Here is a 16,737-nt window from a genome sequence, read left to right as displayed (position 1 = left end):
TCCCGCCTCGGCCGCAAAAAAGCCTTGTTCAGCAACGGTTCAGTGGGCATCGGTCATGTCGCAGGATCGATCGCGCCGTCCCCGTCGGGCCTTGCCCCGCGGAACTGACGGTGCGATGCAGCACGCTGGACTCCGGCCCGGCGCGCGATACCATCGCGCGGCCTTGCCGGGTCGGACGTCGCGTCGGTCCAGCGGCCGGGCTTCGAGGGGTTGATGAAGGATCCGCGCTACCCATACGCGCTCGATCTCGGCAGCGAGGTCGGCGGCTACCGGATCGAGGCCGTGCTCGGAGCGGGCGGCTTCGGCATCACCTATCGCGCGTTCAACGAAGTCACCCACAAGACCGTCGCCATCAAGGAATTCTATGTCCGCGACATCTCCACGCGGAGCGGCTCGTCCGTGGTGGTCGATACCGACATCTCGGAAGGCACCTACGAATACGCGCTGAGGAAGTTCCAGGAGGAGGCGCAGTCGGTCGTCTCGCGCTTCAGCCACCCCTATGTGATCAAGGGCGAGAACTTCATCAAGGCGAACAATACCTCCTACGTGATCATGGAATATGTCGAGGGCGGCAGCCTGGAGGAATGGCTGACCGCGCATCCGACGCCGCCGAGCGAGGCCGAGATCCGGCCGCTGTTCGAGAAGCTGTTCCAGGCGGTCGACTACGTCCACTCGCAGAACGTGATGCATCGGGACATCACGCCGCGCAACATCATGATCCGTGGCAATGGCGAGCCGGTGCTGATCGATTTCGGCGCCGCCGGTCACGGCATCGATCGCGGCCGGTCGTCCAAGATGGTCGCCCAGATGCGCTATGCGCCGCCGGAGCAGACCGATTCCGAAGGCCCCGGGCAGCACGGCCGCTATACCGACATCTTCTCGCTCGGCGGCGTTCTCTATCGGACCATCACCGGCAAGCCGCCTGTCGCCCCGATGACGCGCCTGTCGCGGCTCGGCCGGCGCGGCTTCCTCGAAGGCAACGACCCGCATGTCCCGGCCGCCGAGGCGGTCGTCGACCGGACGCGCTATTCGCCGCAATTCCTCGCCGGCGTCGACATGGCGCTGCGCCTCGACGAGCAGCAGCGCCCGCAGTCGATCGGCGAATTGCGCACCGCCCTCGGCTGGACCGGTGCGCCCTCGCTCGAGGAGGCGACGACCTTCATGTCGATGCGCGACGCCTCGACCATGATGGTGTCGGGCCACGAGGGCACGCGCGTCCTGTCGCCCCGCTCGCGGCCGCTCACGGCCTTCGGGCAGGAACACGGACGGTCGGCCCCGACGGAGAACCGGGCCACGCCGAGCGGCTTCCGTGCCGCCGACACCCGCCCGGCCTTCCCGATCCACGAGGAACCGAAGAAGCGCAGCAAGGCGGGCCTGGCGGCCGCGGCCATCGTCTTCGTCGCTGCCGGCGGCGGCGTCGCCTATTTCTGGCCGCAGATCGTGCGGCAGATGGAAGCCGGGCCGCGCATCGTCGCCCCCTTCGCCATGACTGCCAGCATCGACGGACGCACCGTGACGCTGACCGGCTATGCGCCGTCCGAGGCCGTCCGTCAGTCGCTCGGCGACGCGGTCCGGCGCGGCGCCTCGGATACGCGCGTGGACAATCGCCTGGAGGTCGCGGCCGGCGCCCCCGGCGGGTTCGCGGAACGGGCCGCCTTCGCGATCGAGCGGATCGGCAAGCTCGACCGCGGCAGCGTCCGGGTCGAGAACGATGCCGTGCGGATCGAGGGCACGGCAGCCGATCCGGACAGCTGGAGCGCGCTCGAACGGGACTTCGCCACGGCCCTGCCGGGCGGCGGCCATGCCGAAACGGCGATCCGGCCGGCCGTCGTGGCGCCCTATCTGTGGACCGCGCAGGTCGGTCGCGAGGGGCTGGCCCTGGCGGGCTATGTGCCCTCCCCGGAGGTCAAGGCGAAACTGCGCGCCGCCGCCGAACGCGGCCTGCCCAATGTCCCGGTCCGGGACGCGACCCGGGTGGCGGAAGGCGAGCCGCCGGGCTTCGCCGAGGCGGCCGCGCTGCTCATCCCGCGCCTCGCCGATCTGACCGACGGACGCATCCAGTACGAATCCGGGACCGTCCAGATCGAGGGGCGCGCGCGCTCCACCCAGGCCTTCGAGCGTGCCAGCGCCATCGACGCCACCTCGGTGCCGGGCAATCCGCGCGTCTCGCTGGCCGTCCGGCCGCCCGTGGCCAGCCCCTACGAATGGTCGGCGACCTATGACGGGCAGTCGATCGTCCTGCGCGGCTACAGCCCGTCGCGGGAGGTCCGGCGCGACCTGCTTTCGGCCGTGGCCCAGGTGCAGCCCGGCACGCCGGCGCGCGACGAGACCGAGATCGCCGACGGCGCGCCCGCCGACTTCCCCCGCGCCGCGCGCTTTGCGCTCGACGTGGTGCCGCGGCTCGCGCGCGGCCGGGTCGCGATCACCGGCGAGACGATCACCATCGACGGCGCCGCGCGCAATCCCGCCGATTTCGCGGCGCTCTCCAAGACGCTCGGCGGTTCGGTCCCGGGCAGCTTCCGGCTGGCGCAGAATGCGGTCAACGCGCCGCGCATCTCGCCCTATCCGTTCAACATCTCGCTCGGCTCCGGCATCGCCCGGCTGACCGGCTTCGTGCCGTCGGAGGCGCTGCGCAAGGATGTCGTCGCCGCCGTCTCGGCCGGACTGCCGGGCATCCGGATCGTCGACGAAACCCAGCTCGGCGACGGCGCGCCGGAGAATTTCCTGATCGCCGTGCGCTTCGGCGTCGCCCAGGCCGGGCGCCTCGCCTCCGGCCGCGTCGCGCTCGAGGACGGCAACCTGTCGATCGAGGGCACCATCCGGACCATCGACGACCTGAAGCCGCTCAAGGACGCCAGCCGCAACGCGGTGCCGCGCGGCATCACCATCGCGCGGGTCGCGGTCGGTGCCCGGTCGGACGACGTGCCGGCCCAGGATTGCGACCGCCTCGCCCTGCCGGCCGACCATCCGGACAAGCCGGTCGGCGAGACCGGCCTCGATCTCAGCCAGATCGACGCCGAGCGGGCGGTTCCGGCGTGCCAGACCGCGGTCCAGAACTACCCCAACGTGCGCCGCTTCTATACGGCGCTCGGCTATGCGCTGCAGAAGCGCGGCCAGCACCAGGAGGCCTCGCGCGAATATCGCCGTGCCGCCGAGGCCGACGACCCGACCGCGCTGACGCTGCTCGCCGGCGCCTATCGCGAAGGGCTCGGCCTGCCGCAGGACTACGCCCAGGCCTTCGAACTCTACAACCGCGCCGCCGCGCTCGGCAGCCCGGCCGCCACCCACGCGATCGGCTGGATGTACGAGAACGGCCTCGGCCGCACGCTCGATCCGGTCAAGGCGGCGGAGTGGTACACGCGCGGCGCGGCGCTCGGCGTGGCGGAGAGCTATACCCAGCTCGGCTGGCTCGCCCAATACGGTCTCGGCCGCAAGGTCGACTACCAGCGTGCCGCCGACCAGTACGAGCGCGGCGCGAAGCTCGGCTCGACGCTGGCCATGCATCAGCTCGGCACCTTGAACCAGAACGGCCTCGGCCGGACGGTCGATCTCGCCAAGGCCTATGACTGGTATGCCCGCGCCGCCCAGCTCGGCCGGGCGGAGAGCATGGCGGTGCTCGGCACCTTCAATCTGGACGGCATCGGCCGGCCGGTCTCCTACGACAAGGCGGCCGAATGGTTCGAGCGCGCCGCCGCCGCCGGCTCGTCGGCGGCCATGCACCAGCTCGGCGTGATCAACCTGGAAGGGCTCGGCCGGCGCGCCGATACCGCGGCGGCGATCGTCTGGTTCGAGCGCGCGGCCGCGATCGGCCGGTCGGAATCCATGTTCCGCCTCGGCCTCGTCTACCAGAACGGCACCGGCGTGCCGCAGGACTATGCCCGCGCCTTCGAATGGTACCAGAAGGGCGCGCGCGCCAACGATCCCGGCAGCATCCACCAGATCGGCTGGGCCTACGAGAACGGCCTCGGACGGCCGGTCGATCTCGCGCGCGCCTTCGACTGGTACAACCGCGCCGCGGGGCTCGGCTATGCGCCGAGCATGCACCAGATCGGCTGGCACTACGAATCCGGGCGCGGCCGGCCGACCGACTATGTCCGCGCCGCGGAATGGTACCGCCGGGCGGCCGATCAGGGCTACGGCGAGAGCATGAACCAGCTGGGCTGGCTGGCCCTGAACGGGCTCGGCCGGTCGGTCAGCGAGGCCGATGCGCTCGGCTGGTTCGACAAGGCGGCCAATGCCGGCAACCTGTCGGCGATGTGGAATGCCGCGCTCCTGCTCGACAGCGGGCGCGGCGGCCCGGCCGATCCGAACAAGGCGGCAAGCTGGCTCCTGACCGCCTTCGCGCGGCGGGAGGCCAATGCGGTCGATGCGCTGTCGGGCGACATGGCGGTATTCGGCGAGGAGACGCGCAAGGCCGTGCAGCGCATCCTGCAGCGCCGCGGGCTCTATCGCGGCGGCGTCGACGGCCTCTATACCCAGGAAACCCGCCGGGCGGTCTTCGCCTATCCGGGCAGCCTGACCAACTGACGTCCGTCCCCGGGCCGCCTCCGGGCAGCCCCTGTTCGCCCGGATCTGTCGAGAGGATCGCCGGCCATGTCCAAGCTCGCCGCCCTGTTCCTGCGGATCGCCCTGATGCTGGCCGGGCTCGGCGTGGCCGCCCTGATCGGCACCTATTGGATGGGGCCGGGCTGGTATTTCGGCGGGACGATCGCGGCCGGGGTCCTGCTCGGCCTCGCCTTCGCCGCCTACATGCTGGTCCAGGCCTTCCGCAACGCCTCGTCGTAGCCCTATCGGCGACAGTGACCGCGCCGGCTCGCGACGAGCCGGCGCGGTCGACTGGCGAAGGCTTCAGAGCAGGCCGCGCCGGGCCAGATTGTGCATCAGCGCGCCGGGGCCGAAGGTCCAGGGCGTGCATTCGGTCGACAGGCGGACCCGGTTGACCAGCGCACCGAGGCTCGGCGTCGCGATGCGCACGACGTCGCCGAGCTTGTGGGTGAAGCCCTTGCCGGGCGCGTCGCGATCCTCGATCGGCGCGAACATGGTGCCGAGATAGAGCACGAAGCCGTCGGGATACTGGTGATGCGGCCCGATCGCGGCGGCGACCAGGTCATCGACCGGCCGGGCGATCTCGGCCATGTTGGACCGGCCCTTGAGCGCGAAGCCGTCCTCGCCGACCACGTTGAGCGTCACCTCGGCCCGGTTGATCGTCTCGAGCCCGAAGCCGCCGTCGAACAGCCGCACGAAGGGGCCGATCGCCCCGGAGGCGTTGTTGTCCTTGGCCTTGCCGAGGAGCAGCGCCGAACGTCCCTCCACGTCGCGCAGGTTCACGTCGTTGCCGAGCGTCGCACCGACGATTCGCCCGGCCGAATTGACCACGACGACCACTTCCGGCTCGGGGTTGTTCCAGGTCGAGACCGGGTGCAGGCCGACCGAGGCGCCGGTGCCGACCGACGACAGCGGCTGCCCCTTGGTGAAGATCTCGGCGTCCGGTCCGATGCCGACCTCCAGATACTGCGACCAGACGCCGCGGGCGACCAGGATGTCCTTCACCCGGGCGGCCTCCTCGGAGCCCGGCCGCAGTGCGCGCAGGTCGTGGCCGATGATGCCGTCGATCTCGGCCCGGATCGAGGCCGCCTTCTCGGGCGCGCCGCGCGCATGCTCCTCGATCACCCGCTCCAGGAGCGAGATGACGAAGGTGACGCCGGCGGCCTTGACGGCCTGCAGGTCGATCGGCGCCAGCAGCCAGGGCCGGTTCGGGTCTAGACGACTCTCGTCGGAATTGGCCAGTATGTCGCCGATCGAGCCGATCGCCTCGCCGCCCTCGGCGATCAGGCCGACCGGATCGGCGGCTTCCATGAGGTCGCGGACCGTCGGCACGGCGCGGCTGGTCACGTCGACGACGGTATCGCCGCGCAGGGTCACCACGGCCGGGCCGATGCCGGGACGCCAGACGCGGCCGACCAGGCTGGCATGCGCGGCATCCGTCGGCAGGATCGAATCGGCACTGAGATCGAAGTTCGGCATCGTCACGGCTTTCCTCCCGGCATTTGTCTGCGGAAACGCTGATAGCACAAAGTAGGAGATGACCATTGATGGTCCGCAAACAATGTCTTTCTGAGGTATGCTATTCGATGCCGTTATAGCGATTTCCTGCTATGGTCATTGACGGCCGGCACGGGTGAGGCAACCTTGCATGTGTCGACAGAATCCGGGTCGGGATGGGAATATGTCACTCAGACAGATCGCGCAGAGCCTTGGCGTGAGCATAACGACTGTGTCGCGGGCACTTGCAGGCTATTCCGACGTGTCTGCGGCGACCCGGGAACGCGTGGTCGCCGAGGCGCATCGCATCCGGTATGTCCCCAACGAGGTCGCCCGGCGCCTGCAGCGCGGCCGCGCCGACGGGATCGGTTTCATCGTTCCGGGCGGCGCCCGCGGTTTCGACGACCGCTATTTCCTCAATATGGTCGAGGGTGCCTGGTGGCGCCTCGCCGGAACCGAGGTGGATCTTCTGGTCCTGTCGTCCGATCAGGGGCCGACCGAAGCCCTGACCTATCGGCGCATCGTCGAAGGCGGCCGGGTCGACGGTCTCCTCGTCCCACGTATTCGCGAAAGTGATAGCAGAATTGACTATCTGTGCGAGGTCGGCTTCCCGTTCATCGCATTCGGTGCCGAACCGAGCCATCCCAAGGCCTATGCCTATGTGGATATCGACACCGAGGCGGCAACGGCCGAAGCCATGCGGCATCTGGCCGACCTCGGCCACCGGTCGGTGGCGCTGCTGAGCAGCGACGAGGCGCTGGTCTTCGCACGCTCCCGCGAGGCCGCCTTCCTGAAGGCTGCCGCCGGGCTCGGCATCACGACCACGATCCTGTGCGGCAAGCTCGCCGAGGCCAGCGGCTTCGCCTTGATGTCCGAACTGCTCGCCCGGCCGGACCGTCCGACGGCGGCGATCTCGATCACGGATCGGATCGGCATCGGCGCCGTACGCGCGGTGCGCGAGCATGGCCTGACCGTCGGACCCGACATGTCGATCATCACCTTTGGCGACAATCCGGTGGTGGCCTTCATGCACCCGCCGATGACGGCGATCTCGATTCCGGTCCAGGCGATGACCGCCCATGCGGTCGACTATCTGCTCGCGCGCCGCGAACGCCCGGACGCGCCGCTGACGCGCCTCTGGAAGACCGAGCTGGTCGTGCGCGAGAGCACCGCGGCTCCGCGCGGCCGCGGCATGGCGAGCGACCTGCCGCTCGCCGTCTGATCCCACGGCCCCTCGTCTCACGGCCCCTCTCGTTCCACGGGCCCTCTCGTTCCACGGGCCCTCTCGTCCCACAGTCCCCGCGCGAAGCCGCCCCGGTCATCTCGGACGGGCGGCTGGCCTTGCGCGTCTGGTGCGGACGGTGGTGCAGACGCAGACGGTGCTGACGCACCGGCCGGCGTTCGGTCAGACCCGGATCGGAAAGGACGACGGCGCGATCAGCGGACCGTCATCATCGTCGTCCCCGGCTGCGGTGGCCTCGTCCGACCAGTCTTCCGGACCGGCCGTATCGGGCTCCGCTTCGGCCAGCACGAGGTCGGTACCTTCGGTCGCCCAGAAGGCGACGAGTTGGCCGAAGCGATCGAAGTCCTGCTCGACATCGGCCGCCGACATCGGCGCAACGTTCCAGCGCAGGCAATAGAAGGCCCGGCCGCGCTGCAGATCGAGCGCCAGCCGGCCCGCACCGACCCCCATGCCGAGACAGTTGGCCTGCAGCATCGCCCGAGCCATTTTAAGATCCGGGTTGTCGAGCCCGGGCAGCCGGAAGGACAGTTCCAGAATCTGCGGCTCGATGCGGGTCAGGTAGATCGAGCCGGCGTCCGGCAAAATGATCTCGGCCCTGCCGTCGCTGTCGAAGGCCAGTTGCGGCAGCCCGAGCTTGGCCTTCAGGACATCGATCAGATGATTCACGTCGTGCATGCGTCGCCCCCCTTTCGGCCGACAGCGCCGGCCGCCCCATCTCCCAATCTGCGTCTACATCAGTCGGCAGGATCTTACACCACCGTCGGCATGCCGCATTCCAGGAAGAAGGCCTTCAGGCTCGCCTGGGTGTGCTCGAAGATCTCCTTGTAGGCGACCCGCATCTCCCCCGTGACCTGACCGGGGCTGGCGACGCCGTTGGCGCATTTCTGGACGGCATTGGCGACCTGGGTGCCGATCCCAATATCGTTCTCGTGGCCGTTGTCGTATTTCTGGCCGCCTTCGCCGATACCGACCGAGATGTCGCGCAGAACCAGGAAGTTGTTGTACATCTTGAAGATGGCCGTCTCCTTCTGCTCCTTGGAAAGATCCGTGCGCTTCGCGATCACCTCGGCCGCCTCCTTCAGCAGGGTCCGCGAGCTTTCCGGAACCTGGCTGGCCGCCGCTTTCGGATTGCCGTAGAAGCCGTCGACGATGTCCATGGCGGCATCCTTGAAGGCCTTGACGTGGACCGGATCGGAGCACTCGCTCCAGTTGCCGCGCATGCCGCTCCCCTCCGGCATCTTCTCAGTGAAGGGTTGGTTCTTCTGCTTTGCAGCCTGACGACGGTTCTCGTAGTCGTCCAACTCCTTCTTGTCCGAAGCGATCACGCCTTCGAAGTGCTTGACGATCTGCTGAAGGCCCCCGGAATGCTTCTCCAGGATGCTGTTGGACGCCAACTGATAGGTTTCGCGCCCCTTGGACGGGCTGGTCGCATCCATCAGCTTGCCCAGCGCCGTGGTTCCGGAGGAATTCGAGCGGAACGCCGTCGGCTTGCCGATCTCCGGGTCGCGCAGGTAGTCGTTCAGGCTCTTGGAGAACAGCGCCTTGGCGCCCTCCGGATCGCGCGCCCGGGTCAGGCCGTCGCAGATCATCTCGGCGAAGTCGCGCACGCCCTGGCTCTTCGGGCCGTCCTTGTCGTACGATTCCATTGCCTTGCGGATGTTGTCGATCGACATTTCCTGAATGCCCATCAGCGACGTGCCGTCCAGGGAGGTGTTGATTTTCTCGAGCGCCAGCTCCTTCCAGTCGACCTTCTGCTTGGCCGCTTCCTTCTTGATCTGATCGAACATCTGCTTGACGTTGCAACGCAGTTGCGCCGGATCCTTATCCTGAGACAGCGCGGAGGACTTCTTGTAGATGTCGTCCGGCGTCGCCTGCAGGTATTTCTTGGCAGCACCCTTGGTATGGGCCTTGTCCTGGCTCTCCAGACGGCTGTTGGCACCGTCGTGCCGGGCGGTCTCGCGCGCCTCGGCGTTGGCCTGCTTCAGTTCGGCGCGCCACTTGGTGAAGCGCGTGCCGAGATCGGCGAAGGCCTTGGCGATGGAGGCGCCGAAGCTCGACTTCGGCATGGTCCTCGTAGTCGTCGGGGCATCGACGCCGGTGCCGACCTGCGGTCCGGTATTCTTCTCGATGACGGCATTGCGCCGGACACCAATCTGGATGGGATTGCTGTTGTTGCTCCCGATGATCGCCATGTCCGCCCCCGGTGTCTGGATGATGGCCCAGACTACCGGGACGGGCATAACGGCGTTGTGATGTCCGGCACAGACCGAACAGCTTGAATCGAACTGTCGATTACTCCGCCGCCTCGCGCCGGTCGTCGGCACTCGTCGCCGAACCGGACCGCCCGAAGGACGGCCGGACAATGTCGGCCGCCGGTGCGACAGCCCGCTCCGGCACCGGGGTGCTTTCCGGCCCCGGAACGTGTTCCGGCACCGGAGCATGGTCCGGCATGACGGCGGCCGCCGCCCCGCCCGCATCCGTCGCCGGCAGGTCCGGGCGGACCCGGAAGGCGAGCGCGTAGGAGGCCGGCAGCACGAACAGGGTCAGCACGGTCGCGGCGATGATGCCGCCCATCATCGCGTAGGCCATCGGCCCCCAGAAGGCCGACTGCGCGATCGGGATCAGCGCCAGCACCGCCGCGGCGGCGGTCAGGATGATCGGACGGAACCGGCGCACGGCGGAGCCGACGGTCGCCTCCCAGGGCGACAGGCCGGCGGCGCGATCCTGCTCGATCTGGTCGATCAGGATGACCGAATTGCGCATGATGATGCCGGCCAGCGCGATCACGCCCAGAATGGCGACGAAGCCGAAGGCCGAGTTGGTCGCCAGGAGCGCCGCCGAAGCCCCGATCAGGCCGAGCGGGGCGGTCATGAAGACCAGCATCGCCTTGCCGAAATGCTGCAGTTGGATCATCAGCAGCACCATCATGACCAGGATCATGACCGGCGCCTTGGCGGCGATCGAATCCTGGCTCTTGGCCGATTCCTCGATGCCGCCCTGCATCTCGATGCCGTAGCCGGCCGGCAGCGCCTCGCGCAGCGGCTTCAAGGCCGCGTAGATGGCCGGGGTCACGTCGTTGCCCTGGATGCCGTCGGGGACCACGCCGCGCACCGTGATGGTCGGCAGCCGGTTGCGCCGCCATTCGACGCCCGACTCCAGCCGGGTCTCCAGCTTGGCGACCTGGGCGAGCGGGACCGAGCCGCCACGGTCGGTCGGCACATAGATGCCGTCGATCGCCGACAGGAGGCTGCGGGTCTCGGCCGGCTCGCGCACCATGATGGCGACGGTGCGTTCGCCATCCCGGAAGGTGCCGATCTGCGCGCCCGAGAGCGCCCCCTGCAGCGAGCGCCGGATCGTCTGCGAGGAGATGCCGAGGGCGCGGGCACGATCCTGGTCGATCGACAGCTTCAGCGTCGGCACCGGCTCGAGCCAATCGTCATGGATGTTGGACACGCGCGGATCCTCGCGGAACGCCTCCTTGACGCGATCGGCGATCCGCCGCACCTCGGCCCTGTCGGGACCCGAGACGCGCATCTGCACGGCCCAGCCCACCGGCGGCCCGTTGAACAGGCGATCGACCTTGAAGCGCACCGACGGGAAGTCCTCGGCCAGCCAGGTCCGGGTCTTGGCGATCAGCCTTTCGCGGGCCGGCAGATCCTTGGCGACGATCAGCAGCTGGGCGAAGTTCGGATTGCGCAGTTGCTGGTCGAGCGGCAGGTAGAAGCGTGGGGCGCCCTCGCCGATGAAGCTGGCCACGTAGCTCTGATCCGGATCGGCGGTCAGCCGCTTCTCCAGGGCGGCCGCCTGGCGCTCGGTCTCGCCGATGCCGCTGCCTTCCGGCAGCCAGAGGTCGACCAGGAGTTCGAGCCGGGTCGATTCCGGGAAGAAGCTCTTCGGAATGAACTTGAAGCCGTAGAGACTGCCGGCGAAGACGAGGCCGGTCACCATCAGCACCACGATGCGGTGGCGCACCGCCCAGCCGATGCTCGCCTTGAGGCCGCGATAGAAGCGGCTGTCATAGACGTCGTGATGGCCGCCCTCCGGGTGCCGGCGCTCCTTGAGCACCAGGGTGCCGATCCAGGGCGTGAAATAGACCGCCGCGATCCACGAGGTGACCAGCGCGATGCCGACCACCCAGAACAGCGAGTTGACATATTCGCCCGCCGTCGACGCGGCGAAACCGACCGGGATGAACCCGGCCGTCGTGATCAGCGTGCCGGTCAGCATCGGGAAGGCGGTCGAGGTGTAGGCGAAGCTCGCCGCCGACAGCTTGTCCCGCCCCTCCTCCAGCTTGCGCTCCATCATCTCGACCGCGATCATGGCATCGTCGACCAAGAGGCCGAGCGCGATGATCAGGGCGCCGAGCGAAATGCGCTGCAGGTCGATGCCCATCTGGGACATGACCGCGAAGGTCGCCGCCAGAACGAGCGGGATGGTTACCGCGACCACGATGCCGGCGCGCCAGCCGATCGAGATGAAGGAGACGACCAACACGATCGCCAGCGCCTCGATCAGCGCCTCGGCGAATTCGTGGATCGAGCCCTCGACGACCGAAGCCTGATCGGAGATGCGGCCGAGCTTGACGCCGACCGGCAGGTTGGCCTCCACGCCCTTGAGGGCGACGTGCAGCGCCTCGCCGACCACGGTGACGTTCTGCCCCTTGGCCATCACCATGCCGAGCAGGACGGCATCCTCGCCGTTGAAGCGGAACTTGCGATCCGCCGGGTCGATCAACCCGCGGGAGACGGTGGCGATGTCGCCGAGCCGGACCACCTGGGAGCCGACAGAAAGGCGGAGCTCCGCGAGATCCTCGACCGTCACCAGGGTGCCGCCGACGGTCAGCCGCACCGAACGCTCCGCCGTCTCGACCCGTCCGGCCGGATCGATCGAGGTCTGGGCGGCCAGCGCGCTGGAGATCGCCGCCACCGTGAGGCCGCGTTCGGCCAGCGTCCGGGAGGCAATGTCGATATAGACGCGTTCGTCCTGCGCACCGAGGACTTGCGCCTTCTCGATGCCCGGAACGGTCAGCACGACGTCCCGCGCCCGCTTGGCGTAGTCCTCCAGCTCGGGCGCCGAGAAGCCGCGCCCGGTAAAGGCGTAGAGGGCGATATAGGTGTCGCCGAATTCGTCGTTGAAATAGGGGCCGAGCACGCCGGACGGCAGGTCTCCGGCGATGTCGCCGACCTTCTTGCGCACCTGATAGAAGGCGTCGCTCACGTCGCGGCCGGCGGCCGAGCCCTTGATGTTGACCATGATGACCGTGCTGCCGGCGCGCGTGTAGGTCTTCAGGGTCTCCAGGTTGGGGGTTTCCTGGAGCTTGCGTTCCAGCTTGTCGGTGACCTGGTTCTGCATCTCCTCCAGCGTCGCGCCCGGCCAGACCGCCTGCACCACCATCACCCGGAAGGTGAAGTCCGGATCCTCCTTCTGCCCCATGCGGACCATGGCCAGGATGCCGGCCACCAGCGTGATGACGAAGAAGAACCGCGTCAGCCCCGGATGCTCGATGGCCCAGCGCGACAGGTTGAATCCGGAACGGGGATCGGGACGGGCCATGGCGGCCTCCAGCAAACGTCAGGAGGGAGGGTGCGCCCTGCGGCCGGGCCGCAGGGCGAACGAAACGGGGGGCGAACGAAACGGGCAGCGATCCGGGCGGGTCGGGCCGGATCAGGGGGCGGCGTGCGCCGTGGCGATCTCGGAGCCGGCCAGCCTGATCTTGCGGCCTTCGGTCATGAATTGCGCGCCGGCGGTGACGACCAGGTCGCCCGCGCCGAGGCCCTCGACGATGCGCACGCCCGCCGGTGCGGTCGGTCCGATCGTGACGCGGCGCGCCGAAACGGTCTCGCTCGAGCGATCGACCACCCAGACCACGGTCCCGTCGGGGCGCTGCGCGAGCGCGGCGAGCGGGACGACGACGGCCGCCGGGCCGCTCGGCACCGACGCCGTGACGGTCGCGGTCTGGCCGAGACGCAGGCGCTCGTCCTCCGGCAGGGCGATGCGCACCGCGAAGGTCCGCGAGATGGCGTCGGCGCTGCCGGCGACCTCGCGGACGCGGCCGGTCTGGACCAGATCGGGCTCGGCCCAATATCGCACCTCGACCATGTCGCCCTTGCGGAAATGGCGGATGTCCTGCTCGGGCACGGCGATGCGCGCTTCCTTCTCGCCGTCGCGCGCGATGGTCACCACGGCGGCGCCGGCGGCCACGACCTGACCGGCCTCGCCGCGCACCTCGGTGACGATGCCGGGACCGTCGGCCTTCAGGTCGGCATAGCCGATCTGGTTGAGGGCCTGGTCGCGGGCCGAGCCGGCGCTGTCGAGCGCCGCGACGGCCTGATCGGTCTCCAGGCTCGCCTTGTCCAGTGCCGCCTTGGCGACATGGCCCTTCTCGAACAGGCTGCGATTGCGCTCCAGCGCGTCGCGGGCGACCTGCACCCGCGCCTTGGCGCCCTCGACCGCCGCCTCCGCGGCCTGCAGCGCCAGCCGCAGATCGGCGGGATCGAGCCGCGCGACCGTGGTGCCGGCTTCGACGCGGTCGCCGACATTGACCAGACGCGCGACGATCTTGCCGCCGACGCGGAAGCCCAGGCCCGCGCTGATGCGCGCCTCCACGGCCCCCGAATAGCTCAGGTGCCGCTCCGATGCCGCGGTCGAAACCACCATCGCCTTGACCGGGCGGATCGGATCGGGCGCCGCCGCCTGCTCCTTGCAGCCCGCGAGCAGAAGGGCGGCCGCCACGAGGGCCGGGACCGTAACGAGCGCCGACGAACGAATGATCGCTGACATATTCTGATTTTCCTCAGTCCGCGGACAAAAAAACACGCGGGCGCCCGGGGCGTCCGCGCGAGGGTCTGGTCAGGGCCGCAAGGCGCGCAGAATGAAGTCGGCCATCTCCTCGGGACCGGCACGGTCGGAATCCTGAAGACACTGCACGACCAGTTCCGGGTGGATATGGGTGACGAAGCACTGGTGGGTCCGTCGCGCGACCCGCACCGGATCGCCGGCCGCGAATTCGCCGCTTGCCATGCCCTCCGCGATCACCTCGGCGAAGACCGCGGTGGTCTCGTGGATGAAGCGCCGGACCACCTCCCACTGCTCATGGATGGCCACCGAGACCATCTCGTGCACCTTCTTCTCGTCGAGGAAGACTTCGACGGTCTGGTAATGATTGGCGAGCAGCAACGCCCGCACGCGTTCGGCCGGGGTGCCGGGTCCGCGCGCGATCGTGCGGCAGTGGGCGACGCGCGCCGACAGCATCCGGTCCGCGATCGCCTCGTTGATCGCCGCCTTGGAGGGAAAGAACCGGTAGACGTTGGCCGGCGACATGCCCAACTCGCGGGCGATGTCGGCGACCGTCGTCTTGGTATATCCATAGTGGCGGAACAGGCGCTCGGCCTCATCGAGGATTCGGGTCCTCGTATCGTGCCGGGCCTCGTCGATGGCATGCGCGGTCATGGGGCGTTCCAGATTGCAGCAATTGATTTCTGACGAATTTCAAAATTCATCACCCATATAGTCGACGGCTGGCGACCCGTCAATTCCCCGATGGCCGGACGGCATTGAGCGGGCCGGTGCGTTGGGCTAGAGCAGAGGGGATCGGCGCGATGCCGCGCGAAAACCCGCAGCGGCCAAAGATGGCAGCGCTTCCAACTCCACATCAGAGGCCTGCATGCCGACCAAGCACGATGTCGCCCTCCGCACCGAGATCATCGCCGTGGCCTGCGACATGGCCCGCACCGGGCTGACCTTCGGCACCGCCGGCAACATCTCGGTCCGCGTCGACGGCGGCTTCCTGGTGACGCCCTCGGGCATCCCCTACGAGAGGACGACGCCGGACCAGATCGTCTTCTGCGATCTCGACGGCGGCTACGAGGGCGAGTGGATGCCGTCGGTGGAATGGCGGCTGCACCGCGACATCTATCTGAATCTACCGGCCGCCCAAGCGGTGGTCCATGTCCACTCGCCCTATGCGACCGCCCTCTCCTGCTTGCGCATCGACATCCCGGCCTTCCACTACATGATCGGCAAGCAGGGCGGCCCGACGCTGCGCACCGCGCGCTACGCCACCTTCGGCACGGCCGAACTCTCCGACGCGATGATCGAGGCGCTCGCCGACGACCGCACCGCGTGCCTGCTCGCCAATCACGGCCAAATCGCCTACGGCAAGTCTCTCGCCCAGGCCTATTCGGTCGCCGGCGAGGTCGAATATCTGTGCCGCCAATACGCCATCGTCCGCACCCTCGGCACGCCCGTCATCCTCGACGACACCGAGATGACCGAGGTCATGCGCCGCTTCCGCACCTACGGCAAGCAACCCCGCGACTGCACCCCCGAGGAGGTCGCCATGATGGACCGTCCGGTCCGGCGGGATGGGTGAAACTCGGCTTGACGGCTAGTCTTCCAACAGAAACGTCAGGCGATCCCGCGCCAACATCTACTCCTTTCCACGGATTGAAACCGTCACAATCAGGCTAACCCTAAATAACCAGAAGGGAAAGACAGTACGCTATGATCGGAAACTCAACTCTTCACGGCAAGAGAAACGGACACCTTGGCGCTGTTCACGCAAGGCATCGCTATTGATTCACCCTTTATGTCAAAATGACTTTAGCAGCGTCAGTCGCTGTATCCGTGTTACCCTTAAACAGACCCTTTACGAAACTCGAGAACGAACCGACAATTCCACCCGCAAGTTCACTGACGGCCTTGTCGCCGATCTTCCCGGCGAGCTTCATAACAATTTCGGTCATGACGCCGGTCGCGCTCTTGTCAGCAATGATGCCGAATTCGACCAGTCTTGCCGCGACAGTTTCGGCAGAGTCTTTAGCCTCCGTGGCCATGAACTCGGCGAGAGCATCCGGAGAGAGGCATACAATTTCCGAATTGAATGACCCATCGACAGTGTGATGAATTTTTTGCAGTCGCGACGAAAAGTATTCGCGGACGAAGCGATTTGAAATCGTCAGCTTGATTGTCCTTCCATCTTTGCCGTCGCTTAAAAACTTAGCCGAAATGAGAATAGATACAATTTCGTCTACCAGTTCGGCGTCCGTTGGCTGGTTGCGCAGATACCACGCCTGAACCAAGGACTTCACCTTCGAAGGCGGCACCGTCAACAGCTTTGAAATTTCAAAGGCTTGAGCCTTCGGATCGACGATACCTGCCTTTATCATTAAATCGAAGACGAGAAGGTCAATTTCCGTCTTTGAGTGCGCCCCAAACGCCGGATTGGCATAGGTGCTCAGGAATTCGTCAGCAAAGGCTGCCGCAACTTGTGGAGTCGAGAAGAGTGAGCCTGATGGTCCTATCCGCTGGAGTGCCATCCGCGTCCTTCCCCGTTTCTGTTATTTCAGAATCTTTCAAAACCGAAATGACACTGAAATACATCGGTCGAATCAACCGTTGTACAGGGAAACTATACTACTGGTGACGGGGGATAAAGTCACGCCTCGGCCGCG

General features: G+C 67.5%; 11 protein-coding genes. 4 read left to right on the top strand and 7 right to left on the bottom strand.

The window, feature by feature from the left end:
- Positions 1 to 213 precede the first annotated feature (213 nt).
- Both ABB55_RS22010 and ABB55_RS22005 read left to right on the top strand, forming a co-directional pair.
- Positions 214 to 4,527: a protein kinase domain-containing protein gene (locus tag ABB55_RS22010; protein WP_054360735.1), complete on the top strand. Its 4,314-nt coding sequence runs from the start codon at positions 214 to 216 to the stop codon at positions 4,525 to 4,527.
- A 66-nt stretch (positions 4,528 to 4,593) separates the two neighbouring features.
- Entirely contained in the window at positions 4,594 to 4,785 is a 192-nt protein-coding gene (locus tag ABB55_RS22005) for a hypothetical protein (protein ID WP_054360734.1), read from the top strand.
- A 63-nt stretch (positions 4,786 to 4,848) separates the two neighbouring features.
- On the opposite strand, the gene ABB55_RS22000 is transcribed toward ABB55_RS22005, so the two are convergent.
- Complete coding sequence (locus ABB55_RS22000) at positions 4,849 to 6,024, bottom strand: fumarylacetoacetate hydrolase family protein (RefSeq protein WP_054360733.1); 1,176 nt, start codon at positions 6,022 to 6,024, stop codon at positions 4,849 to 4,851.
- Between the two features lie 202 nt (positions 6,025 to 6,226).
- Here ABB55_RS22000 and ABB55_RS21995 point away from each other — a divergent pair, with 202 nt between their 5' ends.
- Positions 6,227 to 7,264, top strand: a complete 1,038-nt coding sequence (locus ABB55_RS21995) for a LacI family DNA-binding transcriptional regulator (RefSeq protein WP_160321291.1) — start codon at positions 6,227 to 6,229, stop codon at positions 7,262 to 7,264.
- 183 nt (positions 7,265 to 7,447) lie between these two features.
- Here the strand turns inward: ABB55_RS21995 and ABB55_RS21990 are convergent, their stop codons facing one another.
- The 5 genes from ABB55_RS21990 to ABB55_RS21970 all read right to left on the bottom strand — a co-directional run bounded on the left by ABB55_RS21990 (position 7,448) and on the right by ABB55_RS21970 (position 14,734).
- Entirely contained in the window at positions 7,448 to 7,960 is a 513-nt protein-coding gene (locus ABB55_RS21990; RefSeq protein ID WP_054360731.1) for a type III secretion system chaperone, read from the bottom strand.
- Between the two features lie 74 nt (positions 7,961 to 8,034).
- On the bottom strand, positions 8,035 to 9,477 hold the full coding sequence (locus ABB55_RS21985; protein ID WP_152982136.1) for a hypothetical protein: 1,443 nt from the start codon (positions 9,475 to 9,477) through the stop codon (positions 8,035 to 8,037).
- A gap of 100 nt (positions 9,478 to 9,577) precedes the next feature.
- A complete protein-coding gene (locus ABB55_RS21980; RefSeq protein WP_083463840.1) occupies positions 9,578 to 12,838 on the bottom strand; it encodes an efflux RND transporter permease subunit in 3,261 nt (1,086 codons plus the stop codon).
- A 111-nt stretch (positions 12,839 to 12,949) separates the two neighbouring features.
- A complete protein-coding gene (locus ABB55_RS21975; protein WP_054360729.1) occupies positions 12,950 to 14,065 on the bottom strand; it encodes an efflux RND transporter periplasmic adaptor subunit in 1,116 nt (371 codons plus the stop codon).
- A 69-nt stretch (positions 14,066 to 14,134) separates the two neighbouring features.
- The gene (locus ABB55_RS21970) at positions 14,135 to 14,734 is read right to left on the bottom strand and encodes a TetR/AcrR family transcriptional regulator (RefSeq protein ID WP_054360728.1); all 600 of its coding nucleotides are present in this window, start codon (positions 14,732 to 14,734) and stop codon (positions 14,135 to 14,137) included.
- 214 nt (positions 14,735 to 14,948) lie between these two features.
- Between ABB55_RS21970 and ABB55_RS21965 the strand changes: the two genes are divergently transcribed.
- The gene (locus ABB55_RS21965; RefSeq protein ID WP_054360727.1) at positions 14,949 to 15,656 is read left to right on the top strand and encodes a class II aldolase/adducin family protein; all 708 of its coding nucleotides are present in this window, start codon (positions 14,949 to 14,951) and stop codon (positions 15,654 to 15,656) included.
- Positions 15,657 to 15,870: 214 nt separating this feature from the next.
- Here the strand turns inward: ABB55_RS21965 and ABB55_RS29955 are convergent, their stop codons facing one another.
- On the bottom strand, positions 15,871 to 16,602 hold the full coding sequence (locus ABB55_RS29955) for a hypothetical protein (RefSeq protein ID WP_152982135.1): 732 nt from the start codon (positions 16,600 to 16,602) through the stop codon (positions 15,871 to 15,873).
- Positions 16,603 to 16,737 lie beyond the last annotated feature (135 nt).

This window comes from Prosthecodimorpha hirschii, assembly GCF_001305515.1.
In the GTDB taxonomy this organism is placed as follows: domain Bacteria; phylum Pseudomonadota; class Alphaproteobacteria; order Rhizobiales; family Ancalomicrobiaceae; genus Prosthecodimorpha; species Prosthecodimorpha hirschii.
Note: the sequence above shows the minus strand (reverse complement) of the source record. Positions and strands in the feature narration are given on the sequence as shown.